The 21,952-nt window shown below is 36.8% G+C and carries 19 protein-coding genes; 18 read left to right on the plus strand and 1 reads right to left on the minus strand.

Features of this window, described 5'->3' with window-relative positions; genetic code table 11:
• The 8 genes from CW357_RS02045 to CW357_RS02080 all read left to right on the plus strand — a co-directional run bounded on the left by CW357_RS02045 (position 1) and on the right by CW357_RS02080 (position 9,746).
• Complete coding sequence (locus tag CW357_RS02045; RefSeq protein ID WP_124217219.1) at positions 1–1,278, plus strand: dihydroorotase; 1,278 nt, start codon at positions 1–3, stop codon at positions 1,276–1,278.
• Positions 1,275–2,378, plus strand: a complete 1,104-nt coding sequence (locus tag CW357_RS02050; RefSeq protein ID WP_119414224.1) for a carbamoyl phosphate synthase small subunit — start codon at positions 1,275–1,277, stop codon at positions 2,376–2,378. Before CW357_RS02045 ends, CW357_RS02050 begins: the two co-directional genes overlap by 4 nt.
• Entirely contained in the window at positions 2,371–5,574 is a 3,204-nt protein-coding gene (carB, locus tag CW357_RS02055; protein ID WP_124217220.1) for a carbamoyl-phosphate synthase large subunit, read from the plus strand. The genes CW357_RS02050 and carB overlap by 8 nt, the downstream gene beginning before the upstream one ends.
• On the plus strand, positions 5,571–6,347 hold the full coding sequence (locus tag CW357_RS02060; protein ID WP_124217221.1) for a dihydroorotate dehydrogenase electron transfer subunit: 777 nt from the start codon (positions 5,571–5,573) through the stop codon (positions 6,345–6,347). The genes carB and CW357_RS02060 overlap by 4 nt, the downstream gene beginning before the upstream one ends.
• The gene (locus tag CW357_RS02065; protein WP_124217222.1) at positions 6,344–7,255 is read left to right on the plus strand and encodes a dihydroorotate dehydrogenase; all 912 of its coding nucleotides are present in this window, start codon (positions 6,344–6,346) and stop codon (positions 7,253–7,255) included. The genes CW357_RS02060 and CW357_RS02065 overlap by 4 nt, the downstream gene beginning before the upstream one ends.
• The gene (pyrF, locus tag CW357_RS02070) at positions 7,256–7,963 is read left to right on the plus strand and encodes an orotidine-5'-phosphate decarboxylase (protein ID WP_119414228.1); all 708 of its coding nucleotides are present in this window, start codon (positions 7,256–7,258) and stop codon (positions 7,961–7,963) included.
• A 1-nt stretch (position 7,964) separates the two neighbouring features.
• The gene (gene pyrE, locus CW357_RS02075) at positions 7,965–8,594 is read left to right on the plus strand and encodes an orotate phosphoribosyltransferase (RefSeq protein ID WP_119414229.1); all 630 of its coding nucleotides are present in this window, start codon (positions 7,965–7,967) and stop codon (positions 8,592–8,594) included.
• Positions 8,595–8,810: 216 nt separating this feature from the next.
• On the plus strand, positions 8,811–9,746 hold the full coding sequence (locus tag CW357_RS02080; protein ID WP_124217223.1) for a VOC family protein: 936 nt from the start codon (positions 8,811–8,813) through the stop codon (positions 9,744–9,746).
• Positions 9,747–9,806: 60 nt separating this feature from the next.
• Here CW357_RS02080 and CW357_RS02085 read toward each other — a convergent pair whose 3' ends face one another.
• Positions 9,807–11,501 (minus strand): Rqc2 family fibronectin-binding protein, encoded by a 1,695-nt coding sequence (locus tag CW357_RS02085; RefSeq protein WP_124217224.1) that lies wholly within the window; start codon positions 11,499–11,501, stop codon positions 9,807–9,809.
• Between the two features lie 171 nt (positions 11,502–11,672).
• Here CW357_RS02085 and CW357_RS02090 point away from each other — a divergent pair, with 171 nt between their 5' ends.
• The 10 genes from CW357_RS02090 (at position 11,673) to CW357_RS02135 (ending at position 21,952) form a co-directional block, all read left to right on the plus strand.
• Positions 11,673–12,548: a YicC/YloC family endoribonuclease gene (locus CW357_RS02090; RefSeq protein WP_119414232.1), complete on the plus strand. Its 876-nt coding sequence runs from the start codon at positions 11,673–11,675 to the stop codon at positions 12,546–12,548.
• A gap of 50 nt (positions 12,549–12,598) precedes the next feature.
• On the plus strand, positions 12,599–13,216 hold the full coding sequence (gene gmk, locus CW357_RS02095) for a guanylate kinase (RefSeq protein ID WP_119414233.1): 618 nt from the start codon (positions 12,599–12,601) through the stop codon (positions 13,214–13,216).
• Between the two features lie 3 nt (positions 13,217–13,219).
• A complete protein-coding gene (gene rpoZ / locus CW357_RS02100; RefSeq protein WP_119414234.1) occupies positions 13,220–13,444 on the plus strand; it encodes a DNA-directed RNA polymerase subunit omega in 225 nt (74 codons plus the stop codon).
• A 193-nt stretch (positions 13,445–13,637) separates the two neighbouring features.
• Entirely contained in the window at positions 13,638–14,843 is a 1,206-nt protein-coding gene (gene coaBC / locus CW357_RS02105) for a bifunctional phosphopantothenoylcysteine decarboxylase/phosphopantothenate--cysteine ligase CoaBC (protein ID WP_124217225.1), read from the plus strand.
• Positions 14,840–17,248 (plus strand): primosomal protein N', encoded by a 2,409-nt coding sequence (priA, locus tag CW357_RS02110; RefSeq protein WP_124217226.1) that lies wholly within the window; start codon positions 14,840–14,842, stop codon positions 17,246–17,248. The genes coaBC and priA overlap by 4 nt, the downstream gene beginning before the upstream one ends.
• Before the next feature lie 28 nt (positions 17,249–17,276).
• Complete coding sequence (gene def / locus CW357_RS02115; RefSeq protein ID WP_119414237.1) at positions 17,277–17,780, plus strand: peptide deformylase; 504 nt, start codon at positions 17,277–17,279, stop codon at positions 17,778–17,780.
• Positions 17,777–18,718 (plus strand): methionyl-tRNA formyltransferase, encoded by a 942-nt coding sequence (gene fmt, locus CW357_RS02120; protein ID WP_119414238.1) that lies wholly within the window; start codon positions 17,777–17,779, stop codon positions 18,716–18,718. Before def ends, fmt begins: the two co-directional genes overlap by 4 nt.
• Positions 18,715–20,088 carry a 16S rRNA (cytosine(967)-C(5))-methyltransferase RsmB gene (rsmB, locus tag CW357_RS02125; RefSeq protein ID WP_124217227.1) on the plus strand — a complete coding sequence of 458 codons (1,374 nt, stop codon included), beginning with the start codon at positions 18,715–18,717 and terminating at the stop codon, positions 20,086–20,088. Before fmt ends, rsmB begins: the two co-directional genes overlap by 4 nt.
• On the plus strand, positions 20,088–21,188 hold the full coding sequence (gene rlmN / locus CW357_RS02130) for a dual-specificity RNA methyltransferase RlmN (RefSeq protein ID WP_119414240.1): 1,101 nt from the start codon (positions 20,088–20,090) through the stop codon (positions 21,186–21,188). The genes rsmB and rlmN overlap by 1 nt, the downstream gene beginning before the upstream one ends.
• Positions 21,189–21,202: 14 nt before the next feature.
• On the plus strand, positions 21,203–21,952 hold the full coding sequence (locus CW357_RS02135; protein ID WP_119414241.1) for a Stp1/IreP family PP2C-type Ser/Thr phosphatase: 750 nt from the start codon (positions 21,203–21,205) through the stop codon (positions 21,950–21,952).

Raw genomic sequence — 21,952 nt, forward strand, 5'->3', positions numbered from 1 at the left:
ATGACAAAACTTTTAAAGAACGTTCTGATGCTAGATGAGCAAGGAGATTTAAATGCCACTGAAATTTTTATCGAGGATGGTAAAATTGCTGCAATCGGTGAGCATTTAGAGCGAAATGCTGATGAAACAATTGATGGAAAAGGTCATGTGATTGCGCCGGGGTTCGTAGATGTTCACGTCCATTTACGTGAACCAGGTTTTGAACACAAAGAAACAATTGCAACAGGCACTATGTCAGCTGCAAAGGGTGGATTTACTACAATTTGTGCAATGCCAAATACAAAACCAGTACCTGATTCTATAGAAAACTTGGATATGATCAATGGTTTAATAGAAAAAAGTGCGATTGTTCGAGTACTTCCATATGGCTCACTTACAGTAGCACAATCAGGTGATGCTCGAACAGATTTAAGAGCTTTAAAAGAACATGGTGCTGTCGCCTTTTCAGATGATGGTGTAGGTGTTCAAGAAGCGGCAACTATGTATGAACAAATGAAAGATGCTGCAAAAATTGGTATGACAGTTGTTGCTCACTGTGAAGATAACTCGCTAATTTATAACGGTGTTATGCATGAAGGAAAACGTAACAAGGAATTGAATCTACCTGGAATTCCTTCTATTTGTGAATCTGTTCAAATTGCACGTGATGTGCTCTTAGCAGAAGCGGCAGGAGCTCATTATCATGTGTGTCATGTTTCAACAAAAGAATCCGTACGAGTGGTACGGGACGCAAAAGCAGCTGGTATCAATGTGACCGCTGAAGTCTGTCCGCATCATTTGTTATTAGAAGAGATGGATATTCCATCTGATGATGCAAATTGGAAGATGAATCCACCACTCCGAGCAAATGACGATTGGCAAGCGCTACATGAAGGATTACTTGACGGTACTATAGATTGTATTGCGACAGACCATGCACCTCATACACAGGAAGAAAAATGCTGCGGAATGGTAGGTGCACCATTTGGAATCGTTGGATTTGAAACAGCTTTCCCGCTTTTATATACACAATTTGTTGAAACTGGAAAATGGACTCTTAAGCAATTAATTGATTGGATGTCTATTAAACCAGCTAAACTTTTCAATTTACCATATGGGAAAATTGAAGTTGGAGCATCAGCAGATTTAGTTCTATTAGATTTGAAAGAAGAGAAAGTCGTAAATGCAGAAGAATTTGCCTCAAAAGGAAGAAACACACCTTTTAATGGGTGGAAGGCAAAAGGTTTTCCAGTCTTAACAATTTCAAAAGGAAATATTGTATGGGAGGATGCACAATGACAACAAGAAAACTCATTTTAGAAACAGGCGAAGTATTTGAAGGGCAGGCTTTCGGTAGCGAAAAAGGATCACAAGGCGAAGTCGTATTTACTACAGGGATGACAGGTTATCAAGAAACGCTTTCTGACCCCTCATTTTGCGGGCAGATTGTTACAATGACATATCCTTTAATCGGAAATTATGGCGTTAACCGAGATGACTTTGAAACCATTTCACCAGCAATTAAGGGATTTGTCGTACATGAATTGGCAAAAGCTCCATCGAATTTCCGTAATGCAGGAACATTAGATGACTATTTCAAAATGAAGGATATTCCAGGAATTGAAGGTGTAGACACAAGAAAATTAACTCGTTTAATACGTAACGAAGGTTCTGTAAAAGGTTATCTTTCAGCGGCTGGGGAAGAAGTGAATATAGATGAAGTAGTGGAACAACTTCGTCATACAACATTACCAACAGATCAAGTTGCACAAGTTTCTACTAAAAGCGCATATCCTTCCCCTGGACGTGGAAAACGTGTTGTATTGATGGACTTTGGGATGAAACACGGAATTCTCCGTGAGCTAAACAAACGTGATTGTGATGTTATTGTAGTACCGTACAACACAACTGCAAAAGAAGTTTTAGCATATCATCCTGATGGTATTATGCTATCGAATGGCCCAGGAAATCCACAAGATGTTCCTGAAGCAATAGAAACTGTAAAAGAACTAATCGGAAAAGTGCCAATCTTCGGGATTTGCCTTGGTCAACAGCTGTTCGGACTTGCATGTGGCGCTAAGACATTTAAGTTGAAATTTGGTCATAGAGGGGCAAACCATCCTGTAAAGGATCTTCGTACTGGTCGTACAGAGTTAACTTCTCAAAACCATGGCTTCGCAATTGATAGTGATTCACTTGAAGGAACGGATTTGGAAGTGACACATATCGCTTTAAATGATGGAACATGTGAAGGATTACGACATAAAAAATATCCTGTATTCACTGTACAATATCACCCTGAAGCTTCACCTGGACCAGAAGATCCTAACCACTTATTTGATGAGTTCATAGAGTTAATGAATAACAATACTAGAGAGGAGCAAAAACAACATGCCTAAACGCCAAGATATTAAATCCATTTTAGTAATCGGTTCTGGCCCTATTGTCATTGGTCAAGCTGCAGAATTCGACTATGCAGGTACACAAGCCTGCCTATCTCTTAAAGAGGAAGGTTACCGAGTTATTCTTATAAACTCAAATCCAGCTACTATTATGACAGATACTGAGATTGCAGATAAAGTATACATAGAACCAATCTCACTTGAATTTGTTTCTAGAATTTTACGTAAGGAACGTCCTGATGCAATCCTACCTACACTAGGGGGGCAAACAGGTTTAAATATGGCAATTGAGCTCCATAATTCAGGGATTTTAGATGAGCTAGGAATTGAAATTTTAGGGACAAAATTAGATGCGATCAACCAAGCTGAGGACCGTGATTTATTCCGAAATTTAATGTATGAATTAGGTGTTCCGACACCTGAGTCTGATATCATTCATAACCTTGAAGAAGCCGAAGCGTTTGTTGAGAGAATCGGCTATCCAGTCATCGTTCGACCAGCGTTTACGCTTGGCGGTACTGGTGGTGGTATTTGTTATAACGAACAAGATCTTCATGAAATTGTTACTTCAGGATTAAACTACTCACCAGTTACTCAATGTTTATTGGAAAGATCAATTGCTGGTTTTAAAGAAATTGAATATGAAGTAATGCGTGATTCTAAAGACAATGCAATTGTAGTATGTAACATGGAAAATGTGGACCCGGTTGGTATCCATACAGGTGATTCAATAGTTGTAGCGCCATCTCAAACATTATCAGATCGTGAATATCACATGCTACGAAATGTCTCATTGAAAATAATTCGAGCTTTGGGTATTGAAGGTGGATGTAACGTTCAATTAGCCCTTGATCCGAATAGCTTTAATTACTATATTATCGAGGTAAATCCTCGTGTATCCCGTTCATCCGCACTTGCATCAAAAGCAACAGGATACCCAATTGCCAAACTTGCAGCAAAAATTGCTGTTGGCTTAACGCTAGATGAAATGATTAACCCTGTAACTGGAAAAACATATGCGTGCTTCGAGCCAGCTTTAGACTATATCGTAGCAAAAATCCCTCGTTGGCCATTTGATAAATTTGAAACTGCAAAGCGAAACTTAGGTACTCAAATGAAAGCAACAGGTGAAGTAATGGCAATTGGCCGTAACTTTGAAGAGGCCATTCTTAAAGCAGTACGTTCACTTGAAACAGGCCATAAACATATCGAGATGAAACATGCAGAAGACTTAACCGATGAATGGATTAAAAAACGTGTTAAAAAGGCAGGAGATGAACGTCTATTTTTCCTTGCTGAAGCAATACGTAGAGGTGTCACAATCGAAACTATTCATGAATGGAGCCAAATCGATTTATTCTTCTTAGATAAATTTAAAAATATCATTGATTATGAAACTGTTTTAAAAGAGAATCCGAATAATCCAGATGTATGTCGTAAAGCGAAAAAATTAGGCTTTGCAGATGAAACAATCGCGAAACTTTGGAATACACAAGCAAACAAAGTATATGATTTCCGTAAAGAACATGGCATCATACCTGTTTACAAAATGGTTGATACATGTGCAGCAGAATTTGAGTCTGAAACACCATACTTCTATGGAACATATGAAGATGAAAATGAATCCATCCGTTCAGAACGAGAATCTGTAATTGTTTTAGGTTCAGGCCCAATCCGCATTGGTCAAGGGGTTGAGTTTGACTATGCAACGGTACATTCAGTATGGGCTATACAAGAAGCTGGATATGAAGCTATCATTATTAACTCAAATCCAGAAACAGTATCCACTGACTTCTCGATTTCAGATAAGCTTTATTTCGAACCACTAACTATTGAGGATGTTATGCATATTATCGATTTAGAACAACCAAAAGGGGTAGTTGTTCAATTTGGTGGTCAAACAGCGATTAACCTAGCAGACAAATTAGAAGCACGTGGTGTGAAAATTCTAGGGACTTCACTTGATTCAATCGATAGAGCTGAATCGCGTGACCGCTTTGAAGAAGCACTACACGAACTAGGTATTCCACAACCTCTAGGTAAAACAGCAACTAACACACCTGAAGCGATTGCAATTGCAGAAGGGATCGGCTATCCGGTTTTAGTTCGACCTTCCTATGTACTAGGTGGCCGTGCAATGGAAATCGTCTATAATACAGATGAATTAAAACACTATATGGAAAATGCCGTAGAAGCATCACCAGAACATCCGGTATTAATAGACCGTTATTTAACAGGAAAAGAAATTGAAGTAGATGCAATTTGTGATGGCGAAAATGTGTTAATTCCAGGAATTATGGAACATATCGAACGTGCAGGTGTACACTCAGGTGACTCAATCGCAGTATATCCGCCACAAAACTTATCACAAAAACATATAGATACATTAGTAGACTATACAACTCGATTGGCAAAAGGATTAGGAATTATTGGACTTATGAATATTCAATATGTCATTTCTCAAGATGTTGTCTATGTAATTGAAGTAAATCCACGTGCATCACGTACAGTACCATTTTTAAGTAAGATTACCAATATTCCTATGGCGAATGTAGCAACCAAAGCTATATTGGGCCATACAATTCCACAACAAGGCTATCCAACAGGATTAGCGCCAGTTAAAAAAGGAGTTTTTGTAAAAGTACCGGTATTTAGTTTTGCAAAATTGCGTCGTGTAGATACAACTTTAGGACCTGAGATGAAGTCCACAGGTGAAGTAATGGGTAAGGATAGCACATTAGAAAAGGCATTGTATAAAGGTTTTGTAGCAGCAGGTATGAAAATTGAAGATCATGGTGCAGTGCTTATGACCGTTGCAGATAAAGACAAAGCTGAAGCTATTACACTCGCAAAACGTTTTGTAGAAATCGGTTATTCCATTTTAGCAACACCTGGAACAGCAGAATCTTTAAAACAAGCCGGTATTAAGTCAACGATTGTTGATAAAATAGGCTCAAATGGCCCGACATTACTAGATGTAATACAAAATGGTAATGCTCAATTAGTTATTAATACACTAACAAAAGGCAAACAACCAGCTCGTGATGGTTTTAGAATTCGTCGTGAGTCCGTAGAAAATGGTGTTGCTTGTCTTACTTCTCTTGATACAGCAGATGCTATTTTAAGAGTTATTGAATCCATGACATTTACAGCTAGTGCTATGCCAAAGGCAGAATTAGAGGTGCATGCATGATTAAACAAGAGAGAATGAAAGTCGTACGTCATAAACAAATAGCAGATGATATTTTTGAGCTGACCTTAATTGGTCAGCTTTCCCTTGAAATGAAACAACCTGGACAATTTGTACATATCCGTGTCTCTGATAGTTTCGAACCATTATTAAGAAGACCAATTAGCATTTGTTCAATTGACCCAGAACATATGGAATTTACTATGTTGTATCGTGCTGGTGGTAGAGGTACTAAATTATTATCATTAAAACAACCAGGAGACGAAGTAGATATACTTGGTCCATTAGGAAATGGTTTTCCTGTAGAAGAGGCAAATACAGGAGAGACAGCCTTGTTAGTTGGTGGGGGGATCGGTGTACCGCCATTGTATGAGTTATCTAAACAACTAAATGCTAAGGGTGTTCGTACAATCCATGTACTAGGGTTCCAATCGATTAATAATGTTTTTTATGAAAAACAATTTAGTGAACTTGGTGAGACTTACATTGTAACAGCAGATGGAAGCTACGGCACAAAAGGTTTTGTAACGAATTTATTAGCTCAACTGAACCCAGAGTTTGATGTTTTTTATAGTTGTGGTCCACTACCAATGTTAAAGGCTTTGGAGCAAACATATCCTGATAAAAAAGGCTTTCTATCTTTTGAAGAAAGAATGGGCTGCGGTCTAGGTGCTTGCTATGCATGCGTTTGTAAAACAACTGATGCAGTTGAAAATGACTATTTGAAAGTTTGTTCAGATGGTCCTGTCTTTCCGAGAGGGGTGGTTGCATTATGAATCGATTACAAGTTGAGTTGCCAGGATTATCATTGAAAAATCCAATTATACCTGCATCTGGGTGTTTTGGCTTTGGTCAAGAGTATGCAAAATTATATGATTTATCGAAACTTGGAGCAATTATGATTAAAGCAACAACGTTGGAGATTCGTAAAGGAAATCCAACACCTCGTGTAGCTGAGACATCTTCTGGAATGTTAAATGCGATTGGGCTGCAGAATCCAGGGTTGGCACATGTAATGGAATATGAATTGCCTTGGCTTGAACAATATGATGTCCCGATTATCGCAAATGTCGCTGGAACTGATACAACTGATTATGTAGCTGTAGCTGAAAAAATCTCAACTGCACCAAATGTCAAAGCATTGGAGTTAAATATTTCTTGTCCGAATGTCAAATGTGGTGGGATTCAATTTGGTACAGATCCTAAAACAGCAAGTGAACTAACAGCAGCCGTTAAAGCTGTATCCAAAGTTCCTGTATATGTGAAGTTATCTCCGAATGTTACAAATATAGTAGAAATTGCAAAGGCAGTTGAAGCTGGTGGCGCAGATGGTATTACCATGATTAATACATTAATCGGTATGAGACTACATCCAAAAACAGGAAAGCCTATTATTGCAAATGGTACTGGTGGATTATCAGGTCCAGCTGTTAAACCAGTAGCTATTAGAATGGTATATGATGTAAGTCAACAAGTGAATATTCCAATCATTGGTATGGGTGGTATAACAAATGCTGAAGATGTCATTGATTTCTTATCTGCGGGGGCAAGTGCTGTTGCTGTTGGTACTGCAAACTTTGTGGATCCTTTTGTATGCCCGAATATCATCGACGAGTTACCTCAAAAGTTAGATGAACTAAACTGTGAAAAAATATCAGATCTTGTTGGAAGGAGCTATCGATAGATGACAGATAAGCCGATAATTGCTTTAGATTTTCCGTCTGAAGAGAAAGTCTTTCAATTTCTATCTCAATTTCAAGAATCATTATTTGTGAAAGTAGGACTAGAACTTTATTTACAAGAAGGCCCATCCATCATTAAAAAGATAAAAGCGCAAGGTCATGAAGTTTTTCTTGATTTAAAACTTCACGACATACCCAATACTGTTAAATCTGCAATGAGAGGTTTGGCGAAGCTTGGTGTAGATGTGGTTAATGTTCATGCTGCTGGAGGTAGCGAAATGATGAAAGCGGCATTAGAAGGTTTGCAAGAAGGAACGCCGGTAGGGGGAAAACGCCCAGCCTTAATAGCAGTGACGCAACTTACTTCAACAAGTGAGGAGCAAATGCATCGCGAGCAAAAAATCACAACTACATTGGAAGAATCTGTTCTAAATTATGCAAAGTTAGCAAAGGAATCCGGGCTAGATGGTGTTGTCTGCTCTGTTTTAGAGGCAAAAGCTATCGAAAAAGTTTGTGGTAAAGAATTTCTTAAAGTAACACCTGGCATTCGTTTATCTGGTGGTGCATTACATGATCAAAAACGTGTTGCAACACCATCGTTTGCAAAAGAAAATGGTTCTACACACATCGTAGTAGGTCGTGCGATCACACAAGCTAATGATGTGGTGGAAGCCTATCATATCGTACAATCAACATGGGGAGGACAATAAAATGACAATTCAAAAAGATGTAGCACAAGGTATGTTAGAGGTAGGAGCAGTTGAGTTAAATCCAACAGAGCTTTTTACGTGGGCTTCAGGTATAAAATCACCAATCTATTGTGATACTCGACTTACAATCTCTTATCCAAAAGTACGAAAAACAATCGCAAATGGTCTTGCTGAGTTGATCAAAGAAAACTTTCCTGAAACTGAAGTTGTTGCTGGAACTGCGACAGCAGGAATTCCTCATGCGGCATGGGTTAGCGATATTCTAGATTTACCTATGGTCTATGTACGTTCAAAACCAAAAGATCATGGTCGAGGCAACCAAACAGAAGGTAGATTACATAAGGGACAAAAAGTAGTGGTTGTCGAAGATATTATTTCAACAGGTGGTTCAAGTATTACTGCTGTCGAAGCACTTCGTCGTGAAGGAGCAGAAGTATTAGGTGTAGTTTCTGTTTATTCTTATATGCTACCTCGTGCACAACAAAACTTTGATGAAGCAGGTGTCCCATATAAAAGCTTATCAAATTTTGAAGCACTTGTAGATGCTGCTAAAGAAACAGGTGCAATACAAGAAAATGATATCCCCGCATTACTCCAATGGCATAAAGATTTAAAAGCTGGAAAATTATAAAGTGATTTAAAATAATGCTGTTTATAAAAAGCGAGATGCTCTTATTTCTTAGAAGATTGTCCAAGAGATAGGAGCTTTCTCGCTTAAACCAATTTATTAACAATAAACGTCCAATATTTTACCCACGGACAAATCTTTTTATTTGTCATATTGTTCAAACTACATTAAAATAAAGAAAACCTATCAAAAAACTATGGTTTTAGAAAGGGTTTGAAAATGGCTGAACAATTAGAAGAATTTTTACCTCAGTATACTATTAATCCACAAACAAATATTAAAAGAGTTGTACTTAAAGTGATTGATTTAGCAAGACAGATAGCTTTCTATGAACAAGTCGTAGGTTTAGAGTTACTTAGTAGTACTGAAAGTTATGCATACTTAGGCGTAAAAGGGGATTCAAAGGTGCTTTTAGAATTGCGGAAAACAGCTGAAAAGTTGCAACCCGCAAAAAGTACAGGGTTATTTCACATCGCCTTTCTAGTACCAAGTAGAGAGGCATTTGCAACAAAGTTCTTCGAAATTTTGAGAAATAAACAAACAGTAGATAGTCCTCAAGAACAAGAAACCCGTTTTCCTCATTTCGAACGTATCATTCCAATTGCTAAATTAGATAGTGCAAGTGATCACGGTTATAGTGAAGCATTCTATTTATCGGATGTGGAAGGTAATGGCATTGAAATTTACGCTGATCGACCAAAAGAAGAGTGGAATCAGCACCCTCAAGGGAGTAATCCGTTAAATTTTAAAGAGCTTGCAAAAATTGCTCAATTTGAAAGCGATGGTAAATTACCACAAGGTACAACGGTTGGACATGTACATTTGCGAGTAGATAACTTAAAAGAAACGTTGTCATTTTACAATCAAGTATTAGGGTTTGAATCTCAGCTTGTTTTAGATGATGCATTTTTCGTATCAGCAGGTGGTTATCATCATCATATTGCCGGAAATACTTGGTCTGGTACTAATATTGCACATCCTATTGCTATACACAGTGGCTTACAAGAAGTGCAATTTCAATTACCATCAAAAGCTGCATATTATAAGATGAAAAATCATGTAAAACAGTTTATCCAAATGCAAGATTTAGAAACGTATTTTGCTGTTAACGATCCAAGTGGTAATCGATTAGTATTTTTTGCCGATAATTTATAATCAAATTTTTAAAAGAGGTCGACCTTTGTTATGCTGTCGACCTCTTTGTTATTTTACATATTAATCTTGTTTCAATGTCATCACTAATTCTTCATCAGGAGTTACATAAATTGTTTTTTGTTCAAAATAAATAACGAAACCTGGTTTTGCACCATTAGGCTTTTTCACTTGACGAACTTCAGTATAATCGACCGGTACCGATGAGGAATCACGCGCTTTACTGAAATAAGCTGATAAAGTAGCAGCTTCTCTTATAGTTTGTTCATCTGGCTCTGCACTATGAATGACGACATGAGAGCCTGGAATATCTTTTGTATGCATCCAAATCTCATATTTTCTTGCTAATTTGAACGTTAGATAATCATTTTGCTTATTGTTTTTACCTACTGAAATTTGAATTCCAGTTGAAGATATAAATTCTTCAGGAGAAGGTTTTGTCGGTTTTTTACGTCGTCTAGAAGCACGTAGCTTCATAAAACCTTGTTCTGCTAATTCTTCTCGAATTTCTTCAATATCATGTGGAGCTGCTTGTTGAACTTGTTGTGAAAGCATTTCAAAATAAGCTAAATCTTCATTTGTCTTATCAATTTGTTGTTGCACCATAATTAATGCATTTTTTGCCTTGTTATATTTTGTGTAATAACTTTGTGCATTTTCAATTGGTGTTTTTCGTTCACTTAAAGGGATTTTCACTTCTGCACCATTCTCATCGTAATAATTGGCAACAGTAACTTCTTTTTGTCCTTTTTCAAAGTTATAGAGATTGGCCATCAATAACTCACCAAATAATTGATATTGGTCTAATTTTGAGGCATGATTTAAATCCTTTTGAAGTTTTTTTAGTTTTAAGCGTAACTTACTAATTTCATTTTGCAACCATCTTTCAAGATCCCCGGCTTGTTGTTTCACGCGGTCACGTTCAGCTCTAGCAAAAAACACACGATCGAGTAATGTGCTTAAAGAAGGATATGTAGTTGGTTTGCCTTCTAAATGAGTAAGTTCTATAGGAGAAAATTGTGTTTTTCCGTTCACTTCCACAAAAGTTGGTAAATTACCACCATTTGAAAACTCTTGTATAAAGGAAGGGAAAAGTTCCACCGCAGTTTTTTCACCGTTTTTCACACGATATAAAAATTCATTGGCATGCAGTGGAGAAAAGCCGGTGAAATGTTGAACAATTTCTTGTGCTGTTTTCTCAGTAGAGAAGAATGTTTGTAACTCTTTGGGAGATACAGCTGCCGGATTCACTTTATTTTGCGCTGGAGGTGCAACATAATTTTGACCTGGAAGAACAGTTCGGTAGCTATTCATAGCAGGTGGTAAATGTTTTAAACTATCTACGATTTTTTTCGATTCTTTTTCAACCAAAATAAGGTTACTATGTCGTCCCATTATTTCAGCATGGAGTTCTCTTGTAATTGGATCTCCAATTTCGTTTTTGCTTGTGATTGTTAAAACAATTATTCGGTCTCCATCGATTTGTTCAATCGATTCTATAAAACCACCTTCAATATGTTTTCGTAACAACATACAAAACATGGGTGGTTCGGCAGGGTTTTCGACAGTTTGACTTGTCAAATGAACACGTGCGTAAGATGAATGGATTGAAAATAATAATTTATGATTACCGCCATTAGCTCGTATTGTTAAAATAATTTCTTGTGCATTTGGTTGGTGCACTTTAGCTATACGACCTGTGACCAGTTGTTGCAATTCTTTTGTCATTGCTAGTGTAAATAAGCCATCATATGCCATATGTAAATTCCTCTTTCAAAGCGTTTTGCTCTATCTTAACATTTTTTCATAGAAATATGTCTATTACATATTCGAAATGCAGAATGTTTCTAAACCAATTTATGATTATGCACAATAACTTTATCTTATGATATACTTATGGATAGTATGCAAAGAAGGATGTGACTGACCTTGGTACGAAGTATGACTGGATTTGGCAGGGGTGTCACAACAACGGATCAATTGCAGTTAACCGTAGAAATCCGTTCGGTAAATCATCGCTTTTTAGAAATTTCTACACGATTTCCAAAAGAATGGACTGAAGCGGAAGTATTTGCAAAAAAAGTACTCTCTACAAAAGTTTCGAGGGGAAAGTTAGATGTATCCGTCTACGTGAAAGAATTAGAGCCACTTGGACAAACTGTGAAAATCAATTGGAATTTGGTTAATACTTATAAAGAAGCAAGAGATGAGTTAAGAAAACAAGTTCCACTAGATGAAAAATGGTCTATGTCTGAAATTTTACAACTTGATCAAGCATTGATTTTAGAAATGAAACAAGTTTCAAAAGAAGAAATTTTAAATGCTGTGGAAGTAGCTGTCGAAGAAGCGGCTCAAGTTCTTATTCAAATGCGACAAAGAGAAGGTCAGGAATTATTAGAAACTATTTTAGGTTTCAAAAAAGCTTTAAAAGAGCAAATTGTTATTATAAAAGAAGTTTCTCAACAAGCTGTGGAGAAATATCGTGATAAACTTATAGAGCGTATAAAGGAAATTAGTCAAGCAGATTATTTAGAAGACCGTCTTTTAACAGAGGTCGCTATTTTTGCTGAAAAAGCGGATATAGCAGAAGAATTAGATCGTTTAGCAAGTCATTTAAAACAATTAGATGAAACATTGCAAGAGGATACTTCCATTGGTCGTAAACTTGACTTTTTAATGCAAGAAATACATCGCGAGATTAATACGATTGGTTCAAAAAACCAGTCAGTTGATGCAGCAAATGCTGTTGTACAAGCCAAAGCAATAATAGAAAAAATGAGAGAACAAGTTCAAAATATTGAATAATAGCAATAATTATTGTATGATTAACTTTTTGGAACGATGAGGGAGAGATAATGAGAAGAGAACGTGGATTGTTAATTGTTTTATCTGGTCCGTCGGGAGTCGGCAAAGGAACAGTGAGAAAAGAGTTATTTTCACAACCAGATACCAATTATGAATATTCTATTTCTATGACCACGCGTAAACCACGTGAGGGAGAAGTTGATGGCGTGGATTACTTCTTTAAAAGTAGAGAAGAATTTGAAACGCTAATCGATCAAGGTAAATTACTTGAGTATGCTGAATACGTAGGAAATTATTATGGAACACCTATTGACTATGTAAATGCTACTTTGGATGCGGGACGTGATGTATTCCTTGAAATTGAAGTTCAAGGTGCAGCACAAATTCGTGAAAAAGTACCAGACGGTTTATTCATTTTCCTAGCACCACCAAGTCTTTCTGAATTGCAACAACGTTTGATAGGCCGTGGGACTGAAACTGAAGAAGTAATTGCAACACGTATAGCTGCTGCGAACAAAGAATTAGAAATGATGAATTTGTACGATTATGTCGTGGAAAACGATGAAGTACAATTAGCATGTGAACGAGTAAATGCGATTGTTCTTGCAGAACATTGTAGACGTGAACGTGTAGAAAAACAATATTTAGCTATGTTGAGAGGAGAATAATAGATGCTATTTCCATCTGTTGACGTTTTAAAAACTAAAATCGATTCAAAATATTCACTAGTAAGCCTTGCTTCTAAAAGAGCTCGTGCTATGCAAGAAGGTAGTTCAGAACATTTATCTTCATATGTTTCTGACAAAAATGTTGGGAAAGCCCTTGAAGAAGTAGCTGCAGGTGTTCTTTCAATAGAAGACCAAGATGTAAATAAAGTTTATGAAGATGAAGTTTAACCATTATTCAATCGTATTTATTAATTAGGGTTGGACTTCTGGCAGTTGACACGGATTTTGATGAATATTAGTCAAAACAATTTGACAAAATCTTAGTGTATTTTGCCGGATGTGTAATTGATTAACTAAAACGCTGTAGCTCCCAGAGAATTATTTCTTTGGGAGCTTGTGTTGTTTCGAGAGGGAGAAAAACATGATTGCAAATAAGAACATTTTACTTTGTGTATCAGGTGGAATCGCAGTTTATAAGGCAGTTGCACTAGTTAGTAAACTTACTCAAGCAGGTGCACATGTGAAAGTAATGATGACAGAATCTGCAACCCGTTTTGTAACGCCTTTAAGTTTTCAAGTTATGTCCAAACATGATGTTTACACAGATACATTCGATGAGAAAGATTCAGGAGTAATCGCACATATTGATTTAGCAGACTGGGCAGATCTTGTCATCGTTGCCCCAGCAACAGCTAATATTATTGGTAAACTAGCTAATGGTATTGCAGATGATATGGTAACAACTACTTTACTTGCAACAACATCAACAGTTTGGATAGCTCCAGCGATGAATGTACATATGTATGATCATCCGGCAGTAATACGAAATATTGAACGTTTAGTGAAAGATGGCTATGAATTTATAGAGCCTGCTGAAGGGATTTTAGCTTGTGGATATGTTGGAAAGGGTCGTTTAGAAGAGCCAGAAAAAATTGTTTCCTTAGTAGAACAATTTTTTAAACCAAAATTCTTGCCTTTGAAAGGAAAAAAAGTGGTTGTTTCTGCTGGCCCAACTAGAGAAAGAATAGATCCAGTACGATATTTAACAAACTTTTCTTCTGGAAAAATGGGGTATGCAATGGCTGCAGCAGCACAGAAGTTAGGTGCAGAAACGATACTTGTTTCAGGACCTGTTGATATTACTCCTCCAGTAGGTGTCAAACTCATTTCTGTAGAAAGCGCTGAAGAAATGTTACAAGCTATTTTAAGAGAATATGATGGTTCAGATATTGTTGTAAAAGCGGCAGCAGTTGCAGATTATCGTCCTAAAACGAATCTACCTCAGAAAATGAAGAAGCAAGCTGGCGATACAAGTATTGAACTTGAAAGAACAACTGATATTTTACTAACTTTAGGTGAACGGAAACAACATCAGTTACTTATCGGCTTCGCTGCGGAGACGAATAATGTATTAGAATATGCAAAAGGAAAACTAATCAAAAAAAATGCGGACTATATTATTGCAAATGATGTTTCTAAATTAGATCGCGGCTTTGGAACAGATTCCAATACAGTTACAATAGTTGGAAAAGAAGATTTCCAAAAAAGCTATGCATCAATGCCTAAGGAACAACTTGCTACTGAGTTATTTTTGACTATCCTAAAAAGAGAAGGTATATCACAATGATTGCGCAAATTATTGTTGATGTTTCTGCTTATCCTGTGGACAGGCCGTTTGACTATTTAGTTCCTGCTGAACTTGAGGAACTTGTAGAAGTTGGTTGTCGTGTTAAAGTGCCTTTTGGTCCGAGAAATGTGCTTGGATTTATCATATCATTGAAAGACCAAACTGATGTGCCTGACAATAAACTAAAAGCCATTACACAATTATTAGATATAGAACCAGTACTAACTGAAGAGATGCTTGAACTCGCTAAATGGATGACAGTGCATACTCTATGCTATGAAATAGATGCCTTACAAGTGATGCTACCTTCTGCATTACGGGCAAAGTATGAGAAAACGATTAAGCTAACGACTGAACTGACCAATTTACCTGACGAATTGCAGTCATTGTTTGGTCAAAAAGAAATGATTCCTTATAAAAAAGTTGAAGCAGCTAATCTTTTAAAACTCCTTAAATATTGTATGAAGCAGGGATTCGTTGAACAGAAAACAGTTGTAAAACAGCAAGGAAAAGTAAAAGCTGTTCGCAAAGTGAAAGTATTGGACGATGTGTTTAAATTGCAAGAAATTGCTACATCCATCCCTACACGCGCAAAGAAACAAGTGCAAGTTGCAGAATGGATGGTAGAGCATGCAGGTGAGGAGTTTATCCCTCATGAGCTTTGTGAAATGTTAAATATTACATCGGCCGTATTAAATGGAGTCATTGAAAAAGGAGCAGCTAGCTATTTCAAAGAGGAAGTATACCGCAATCCATTTGCAAAAGATGCACACAAATCGAAAGCACTTGAATTGACCGGCGAGCAAACTGAAGCATTAACGCAAATCCTGCAATCTATGAAAGAAAAAGCCGCAACTACCTTCTTATTACACGGTATCACTGGTAGTGGTAAAACAGAGGTATATCTGCAAGCCATTCAAGAGGCTATTAATCAGGGGCAAGAGGCAATCGTTCTAGTACCTGAGATTTCATTGACTCCCCAAATGACTGAACGATTTCGAGCCCGTTTCGGGGATTTAGTAGCAGTTATGCATAGTGGGTTATCTAAGGGTGAAAAGTATGATGAATGGCGAAAAATCGGCCGTGGGGAAGTAAAAGTAGCAGTAGGGGCTCGATCCGCTATTTTTGCTCCTTTTACTAATCTAGGGCTTATTATTTTAGATGAAGAACATGAATCTACTTATAAACAAGAAGATACACCTCGCTACCACGCTAGAGATGTTGCAATTTGGCGCAGCCATTTTCATCATTGTCCTGTAATTTTAGGCAGTGCTACACCTTCACTTGAGTCTTTTGCAAGGGCTAAGAAAAATGTTTACACTTTGCTCACTTTATCAGAGAGAGCTAAAAAACAATCTCTTCCTAGTGTACAGGTAGTAGATATGCGAGAAGAACTTCATAGTGGGAATCGTTCGATGTTTTCTACCTCTTTAACGGAAGCGATTCAAGAAAGACTTGCTCGAAAGGAGCAAATGGTATTATTTTTAAACCGACGTGGCTATTCTTCTTTTGTTTTATGTCGCGATTGCGGAACTGTTGTACAATGTAAGAACTGTGATATCTCTATGACATATCACCGTTCAACTGAAACTTTAAAATGTCATTATTGTGGTTATGAACAACATGTTCCAACAGAATGTCCAGAGTGTCACAGTGAGCATATTCGCTTTTTTGGGACGGGTACTCAAAAAATTGAAGCTGAAATTCATAAAGTGTTCCCTGAAGCAAGAGTGTTAAGAATGGACGTTGATACAACAAGGCAAAAGGGTGCACATGAACGAATTTTGGATGATTTTGGCGCTGGTAAGGCGGATATTCTACTAGGAACGCAAATGATTGCGAAAGGTCTAGATTTTCCTAAAATCACATTAGTAGGGGTTTTAAGTGCAGATACGTCCTTAAACCTTCCAGACTTTCGTGCTGCAGAACGTACTTTCCAATTGTTAACTCAAGTTAGTGGACGTGCTGGAAGACATGATTTACCTGGTGAAGTGATTATTCAAACGTATAGTCCAGAGCACTATGCGATTCAATTGTCAAAAGAGCAGCATTATGAACCGTTCTATGAACAAGAAATGGCAATGCGACATAAGTTTGCTTACCCACCATACTTTTATGTTGTACTAATCCAAGTAACACATGAAGATGTTATGATGGCTGCAGAGTATGCAGGTAAAGTGATGGATTGGTTAAAATTGAAATTATCCACTCAAGTAGGTTTAATAGGCCCTACTGCTGCATCTATAAGTCGAGTGCAAAATCGATATCGCTATCAATGTTTGATAAAATATAAAAAAGAACCGAATTTAATTGAGACATTACAACAATTGATTCGGATATATCGTACAGAATGGATTAAAAAGGGTATTCAACTTACCGTTGATTTAGATCCTTCTACCATTTAATTTTGAAGATAAAGAAAAGAGGTTCCAAATGGCACTGTTAGAAATTGTGAAAAATCCCGCGAAGATATTGGAAACAAAAGCAGCTGAAGTGACAAAATTCAATGCTGATCTAGCTAAATTACTTGATGATATGTATGAAACAATGCTAGAAAATGATGGTGTGGGTATTGCGGCTCCACAAGTAAATAAAAGTATCCAGGCTGCAGTGGTAGAACTTGGAGAAGAACGTGATGTACTAGAGCTTATTAATCCTGTAATCGTAGAAGTTTCTGAAGACACAGGAGTTGATATGGAAGGTTGCTTAAGTTTTCCAGATTTATATGGAGATGTTGAACGTCCTCTATATGTAAAAGTACAAGCACAAGACCGTACTGGAGCATTATATGAATTAGAAGCATACGACTACGATGCACGTGTTATTCAACATGAGATTGATCATTTACATGGTATTTTATTTGATAAAAAAATCACGAGAATTTATACATTGCAAGAAATAGAAGAAATGTATGCAGAGGAGGATGAAGAACAATGATATCAATCGTTTTTATGGGAACTCCTGATTTCTCTGTTCCTGTCCTACAAATGCTACATGACGAAGGGTATGACATAAAAGCAGTTGTTACACAACCAGACCGCCCCGTTGGACGTAAGCATATTCTAACTCCTCCACCTGTAAAAGCAGCTGCTGTAGAACTTGGATTACCTGTTATTCAACCTGAACGATTAAAAGGATCAGAACAATTACAACAAATTATTGCATTAAATCCTGATTTAATCGTTACGGCAGCATTTGGTCAAATTTTACCGAAAGAATTGTTAGATACACCTAAATTGGGATGCATAAATGTACACGCATCATTACTTCCAGCATATCGTGGTGGCGCTCCAATTCATCAAGCAGTTATTGATGGTCAAAAAGAAACTGGCGTAACCATTATGTATATGGCAGAAAAATTAGATGCAGGAGATATTATTGCACAACAAGCGCTAACTATTGAAGAAGAAGACTATACAGGCCTCCTATTTGAAAAATTAAGTATTGTTGGCCGAGACCTACTTAAAGCTACGCTTCCATCTATTATTGATGGTACAAATCAACGAATTCCTCAAGATGAGTCAAAAGTGTCTTTTGCACATAATATTTCACGTGAACAAGAACGTATTGATTGGTCAAAAAATAATACAGCTATCTACAACCAAATTCGTGGTTTACATCCATGGCCAACTGCTTATACAACTCTTGATGGTCAAAATGTGAAGATTTGGTGGGCAAAAAAATCCTCTGTTTCACATCAGCAACAACCTGGTACAGTTATTGGTATTTCTAAAAAGTTCTTTACTGTTGCAACTGGTGAAGGACAAGCAATCGATATTATGGATTTACAACCTGCTGGTAAAAAGCGTATGGAAGCTGTCAATTACCTAAATGGTGTAGGTTCAAAATTACAGATAGGGGACCGCTTTGAATGAGTAAAAGTAAAAAAAACATGCCTATCTGGGATGGTAATGTTCGTGATGCAGCATTGACGATATTACTTGCTGTTGATAAACAGCAAGCCTATAGTAATTTGTTGTTACATCAAACAATAGAAAAATATAAAATCGATGCAAAAGATCGTGGTTTGTTAACAGAAATTACGTATGGTACATTGCAATATAAAATGACTCTCGATTATTATTTGGAGCCATATGTACGTGGTAAGCTGGAGGATTGGGTTCGCTGGCTATTACGAATATCTTTGTATCAAATTGTATTTTTAACGAAAATACCTGACCATGCAGCTGTGAACGAAGCAGTAGAAATTGCAAAACATCGTGCACGTCATCGTGGTATTAGTGCTACGGTTAATGGAATATTGCGTTCTATTTTACGTGATGGTATTCGTGATACAACAAATATTGAAGACGATGCTAAACGTTTAGCGATTGAGACGAGTCATCCTGAATGGCTAGTACGTCGATATATTGATGGTTTTGGATTAGAAAAAACATCCAATATGTTATTTGAAAATAATTTGCCCCCTATCCAAACTGTGCGTGTCAATACTGCAAAAGCGACAGTTGACGAAGCTTTACGTAGTCTATGGGATGAAAAATTTTCAGTTAAACGCAGTACTGTGATACCTGAATGTCTTCACATCATAGAAGGACAAGCTGCTCGTTCTAAAGCATTTAAAGAAGGACTTATAACGATACAAGATGAAAGTTCAATGTTACCTTCATATGCGTTAGAAGTGCTTCCTGGTATGAGAGTTTTAGATATGTGTGCAGCTCCAGGAGGAAAAACAACGCATATTGCTGAAAAAATGAATAACGAAGGTGAACTAATCGCAACAGATTTACATCCACATAAGATTAAGCTTATTGAGCAAAATGCGGATCGTTTAGGTTTATCAATCATTCAACCTCAAGTTTTAGATGGAAGAAAAGCTAGTTCAATATTTGAGAAGGAATCATTTGACCGTATTTTGGTGGATGCACCTTGTAGTGGCCTTGGTGTTATTCGTCGTAAACCGGATATTAAATACACCAAAAAAGAAGAGGATTTTGAATCTTTACAAAAAATTCAGCTTCAACTATTAAATACTGCATATACTTTATTAAAAAATGAAGGCAAAATGGTTTACAGTACATGTACAATTGATAAAATGGAGAACAACGGTACTGTTGAAGCTTTCCTACAAGCTCATCCAGATATGGAGTTATCTCCAATCAAAGATGTACCAGAAGTATTAACTGCATTAAAAACAGTAGGTATGATGCAAGTCTTTCCACAAGATTTTGGTAGTGACGGCTTTTTTGTTGCTGCTTTCAGAAAAAAAGGAGGATCCACAAACTAATGGATCAAGAAATAAAAACAACAGCAAGAGTTAAAAAAGAAAAACCACAACTTCGCGAATCGATTTATTCATTATTACCTGACCAATTACAAGAATGGTTAAAAGAAAATGGAGAGAAACCATTTAGAGCTGCTCAAATATTTGATTGGTTATATATAAAACGAGTAAAAAGTTTTGAAGAAATGTCTAATCTTTCAAAAGGATTACGTGAAAAATTGCAACAAAAATTTGCATTTAGTACATTGAATACTTTAGTAAAACAAGAATCTAAAGATGGTACCATCAAGTTTTTGTTTCAATTACAAGATGGGTATTCAATTGAAACTGTACTAATGGCTCATGATTATGGGAATTCTGTATGTGTAACAACCCAAGTTGGATGTCGTATTGGATGTACATTCTGTGCATCAACTTTAGGCGGGCTAAAACGCCATCTTTTACCTGGAGAAATTGTAGAACAAGTTGTGAAAGTGCAACAAGCATTAGATGAAAAGGAACAACGTGTAAGTTCAGTTGTTATTATGGGAATTGGTGAACCATTTGATAATTATGATTCGATGATGCAATTCTTACATGTCATCAATCATGAGAAAGGGTTAAATATTGGAGCTCGCCATATTACCGTTTCTACAAGTGGTATTATTCCTAAGATTTATAAATTTGCAGATGAACAATTACAAATTAACTTTGCTTTATCATTACACGCACCGAACCAAGAATTACGTCAACAATTAATGCCGATTGCAAAAGCTTACAAACTACCAGAACTAATCGAAGCAGTGAAATATTATACTGAAAAAACTGGTCGCCGAATCAGTTTTGAATACGGTTTATTTGGAGGTGTTAATGACACAGTTGCACATGCAGAGGAATTAGCACAACTTGTTAAGGATATTAAATGTCATGTCAATTTAATTCCAGTAAACTATGTACCAGAACGTGACTATGTACGAACACCAAGAAATAAGATTTTCGATTTTGAAAGAACGCTAAAAAAACATGGTGTCAATGTTACTATTCGTCGTGAGCACGGCTCAGATATTGATGCAGCTTGTGGTCAATTACGTGCGAAGGAGAGAAAAGAAGAGACGACCCACTAATGAGGTGATACGTTGTGAGATATACTGTTGTAAGTGATATTGGAAAGAAAAGAGCAGTAAATGAAGATTCAGCAACTTTTATCTCGCGTGATGACTCATACCAACTGGCTATTGTAGCAGATGGTATGGGTGGTCATAATGCAGGTGATGTTGCAAGTCGTATGGCTGTTACACATTTTGAAGAGTTATTTTTAAAGGCGGATAAAGCCCGTTTTGAAACAAATGAATCAATTGAAGAATGGTTGGTTTCAACAGTAAAAGAACTTAACAAAATACTTTATCAATACTCGTTAACACATGAAGATTGCCAAGGTATGGGTACTACACTTATTGCTGTTCTTTTTAATGGAAATGATGCGACTATTTGTCATGTAGGTGACAGTCGTGTTTACTTTGTTACTAAAGAAGAGAATCGCCTTGTCACTAGAGATCACTCGTATGTCAATATTCTCGTAGATAACGGTGAAATTAGTGAGGAAGAGGCTGAAAGTCATCCAAAGAAAAACTATATTATTAAATCATTAGGAACAGAATCTACTATCGAACCAGATAGCTATAAAGTTGAGATTCTTGACGATTCATTTATGTTAATTTGCTCGGATGGTCTAAGCAACAAAATATCAAATATTGAAATGCACAATATAATAATGAGTTCAGCTACCCTTCAAGAGAAAGGTAGCCAACTTGTGCAATTAGCTAATGATAATGGTGGAGAGGACAACATTACACTCATCCTGCTATCAAAAGACATTGAGGAGGTGTAA

The organism is Rummeliibacillus sp. TYF005 (assembly GCF_003844195.1).
Lineage (GTDB): Bacteria > Bacillota > Bacilli > Bacillales_A > Planococcaceae > Rummeliibacillus.

What these genes read in the sequence shown, in the direction of transcription:
- CW357_RS02045 (WP_124217219.1), top strand. Translation starts at nt 1, where the DNA reads ATGACAAAACTTTTAAAGAACGTTCTGATGCTAGATGAGCAAGGAGAT.
- CW357_RS02050 (WP_119414224.1), top strand. Translation starts at nt 1,275, where the DNA reads ATGACAACAAGAAAACTCATTTTAGAAACAGGCGAAGTATTTGAAGGG.
- carB (WP_124217220.1), top strand. Translation starts at nt 2,371, where the DNA reads ATGCCTAAACGCCAAGATATTAAATCCATTTTAGTAATCGGTTCTGGC.
- CW357_RS02060 (WP_124217221.1), top strand. Translation starts at nt 5,571, where the DNA reads ATGATTAAACAAGAGAGAATGAAAGTCGTACGTCATAAACAAATAGCA.
- CW357_RS02065 (WP_124217222.1), top strand. Translation starts at nt 6,344, where the DNA reads ATGAATCGATTACAAGTTGAGTTGCCAGGATTATCATTGAAAAATCCA.
- pyrF (WP_119414228.1), top strand. Translation starts at nt 7,256, where the DNA reads ATGACAGATAAGCCGATAATTGCTTTAGATTTTCCGTCTGAAGAGAAA.
- pyrE (WP_119414229.1), top strand. Translation starts at nt 7,965, where the DNA reads ATGACAATTCAAAAAGATGTAGCACAAGGTATGTTAGAGGTAGGAGCA.
- CW357_RS02080 (WP_124217223.1), top strand. Translation starts at nt 8,811, where the DNA reads ATGGCTGAACAATTAGAAGAATTTTTACCTCAGTATACTATTAATCCA.
- CW357_RS02085 (WP_124217224.1), bottom strand. Translation starts at nt 11,501, where the DNA reads ATGGCATATGATGGCTTATTTACACTAGCAATGACAAAAGAATTGCAA.
- gmk (WP_119414233.1), top strand. Translation starts at nt 12,599, where the DNA reads ATGAGAAGAGAACGTGGATTGTTAATTGTTTTATCTGGTCCGTCGGGA.
- rpoZ (WP_119414234.1), top strand. Translation starts at nt 13,220, where the DNA reads ATGCTATTTCCATCTGTTGACGTTTTAAAAACTAAAATCGATTCAAAA.
- coaBC (WP_124217225.1), top strand. Translation starts at nt 13,638, where the DNA reads ATGATTGCAAATAAGAACATTTTACTTTGTGTATCAGGTGGAATCGCA.
- priA (WP_124217226.1), top strand. Translation starts at nt 14,840, where the DNA reads ATGATTGCGCAAATTATTGTTGATGTTTCTGCTTATCCTGTGGACAGG.
- def (WP_119414237.1), top strand. Translation starts at nt 17,277, where the DNA reads ATGGCACTGTTAGAAATTGTGAAAAATCCCGCGAAGATATTGGAAACA.
- fmt (WP_119414238.1), top strand. Translation starts at nt 17,777, where the DNA reads ATGATATCAATCGTTTTTATGGGAACTCCTGATTTCTCTGTTCCTGTC.
- rsmB (WP_124217227.1), top strand. Translation starts at nt 18,715, where the DNA reads ATGAGTAAAAGTAAAAAAAACATGCCTATCTGGGATGGTAATGTTCGT.
- rlmN (WP_119414240.1), top strand. Translation starts at nt 20,088, where the DNA reads ATGGATCAAGAAATAAAAACAACAGCAAGAGTTAAAAAAGAAAAACCA.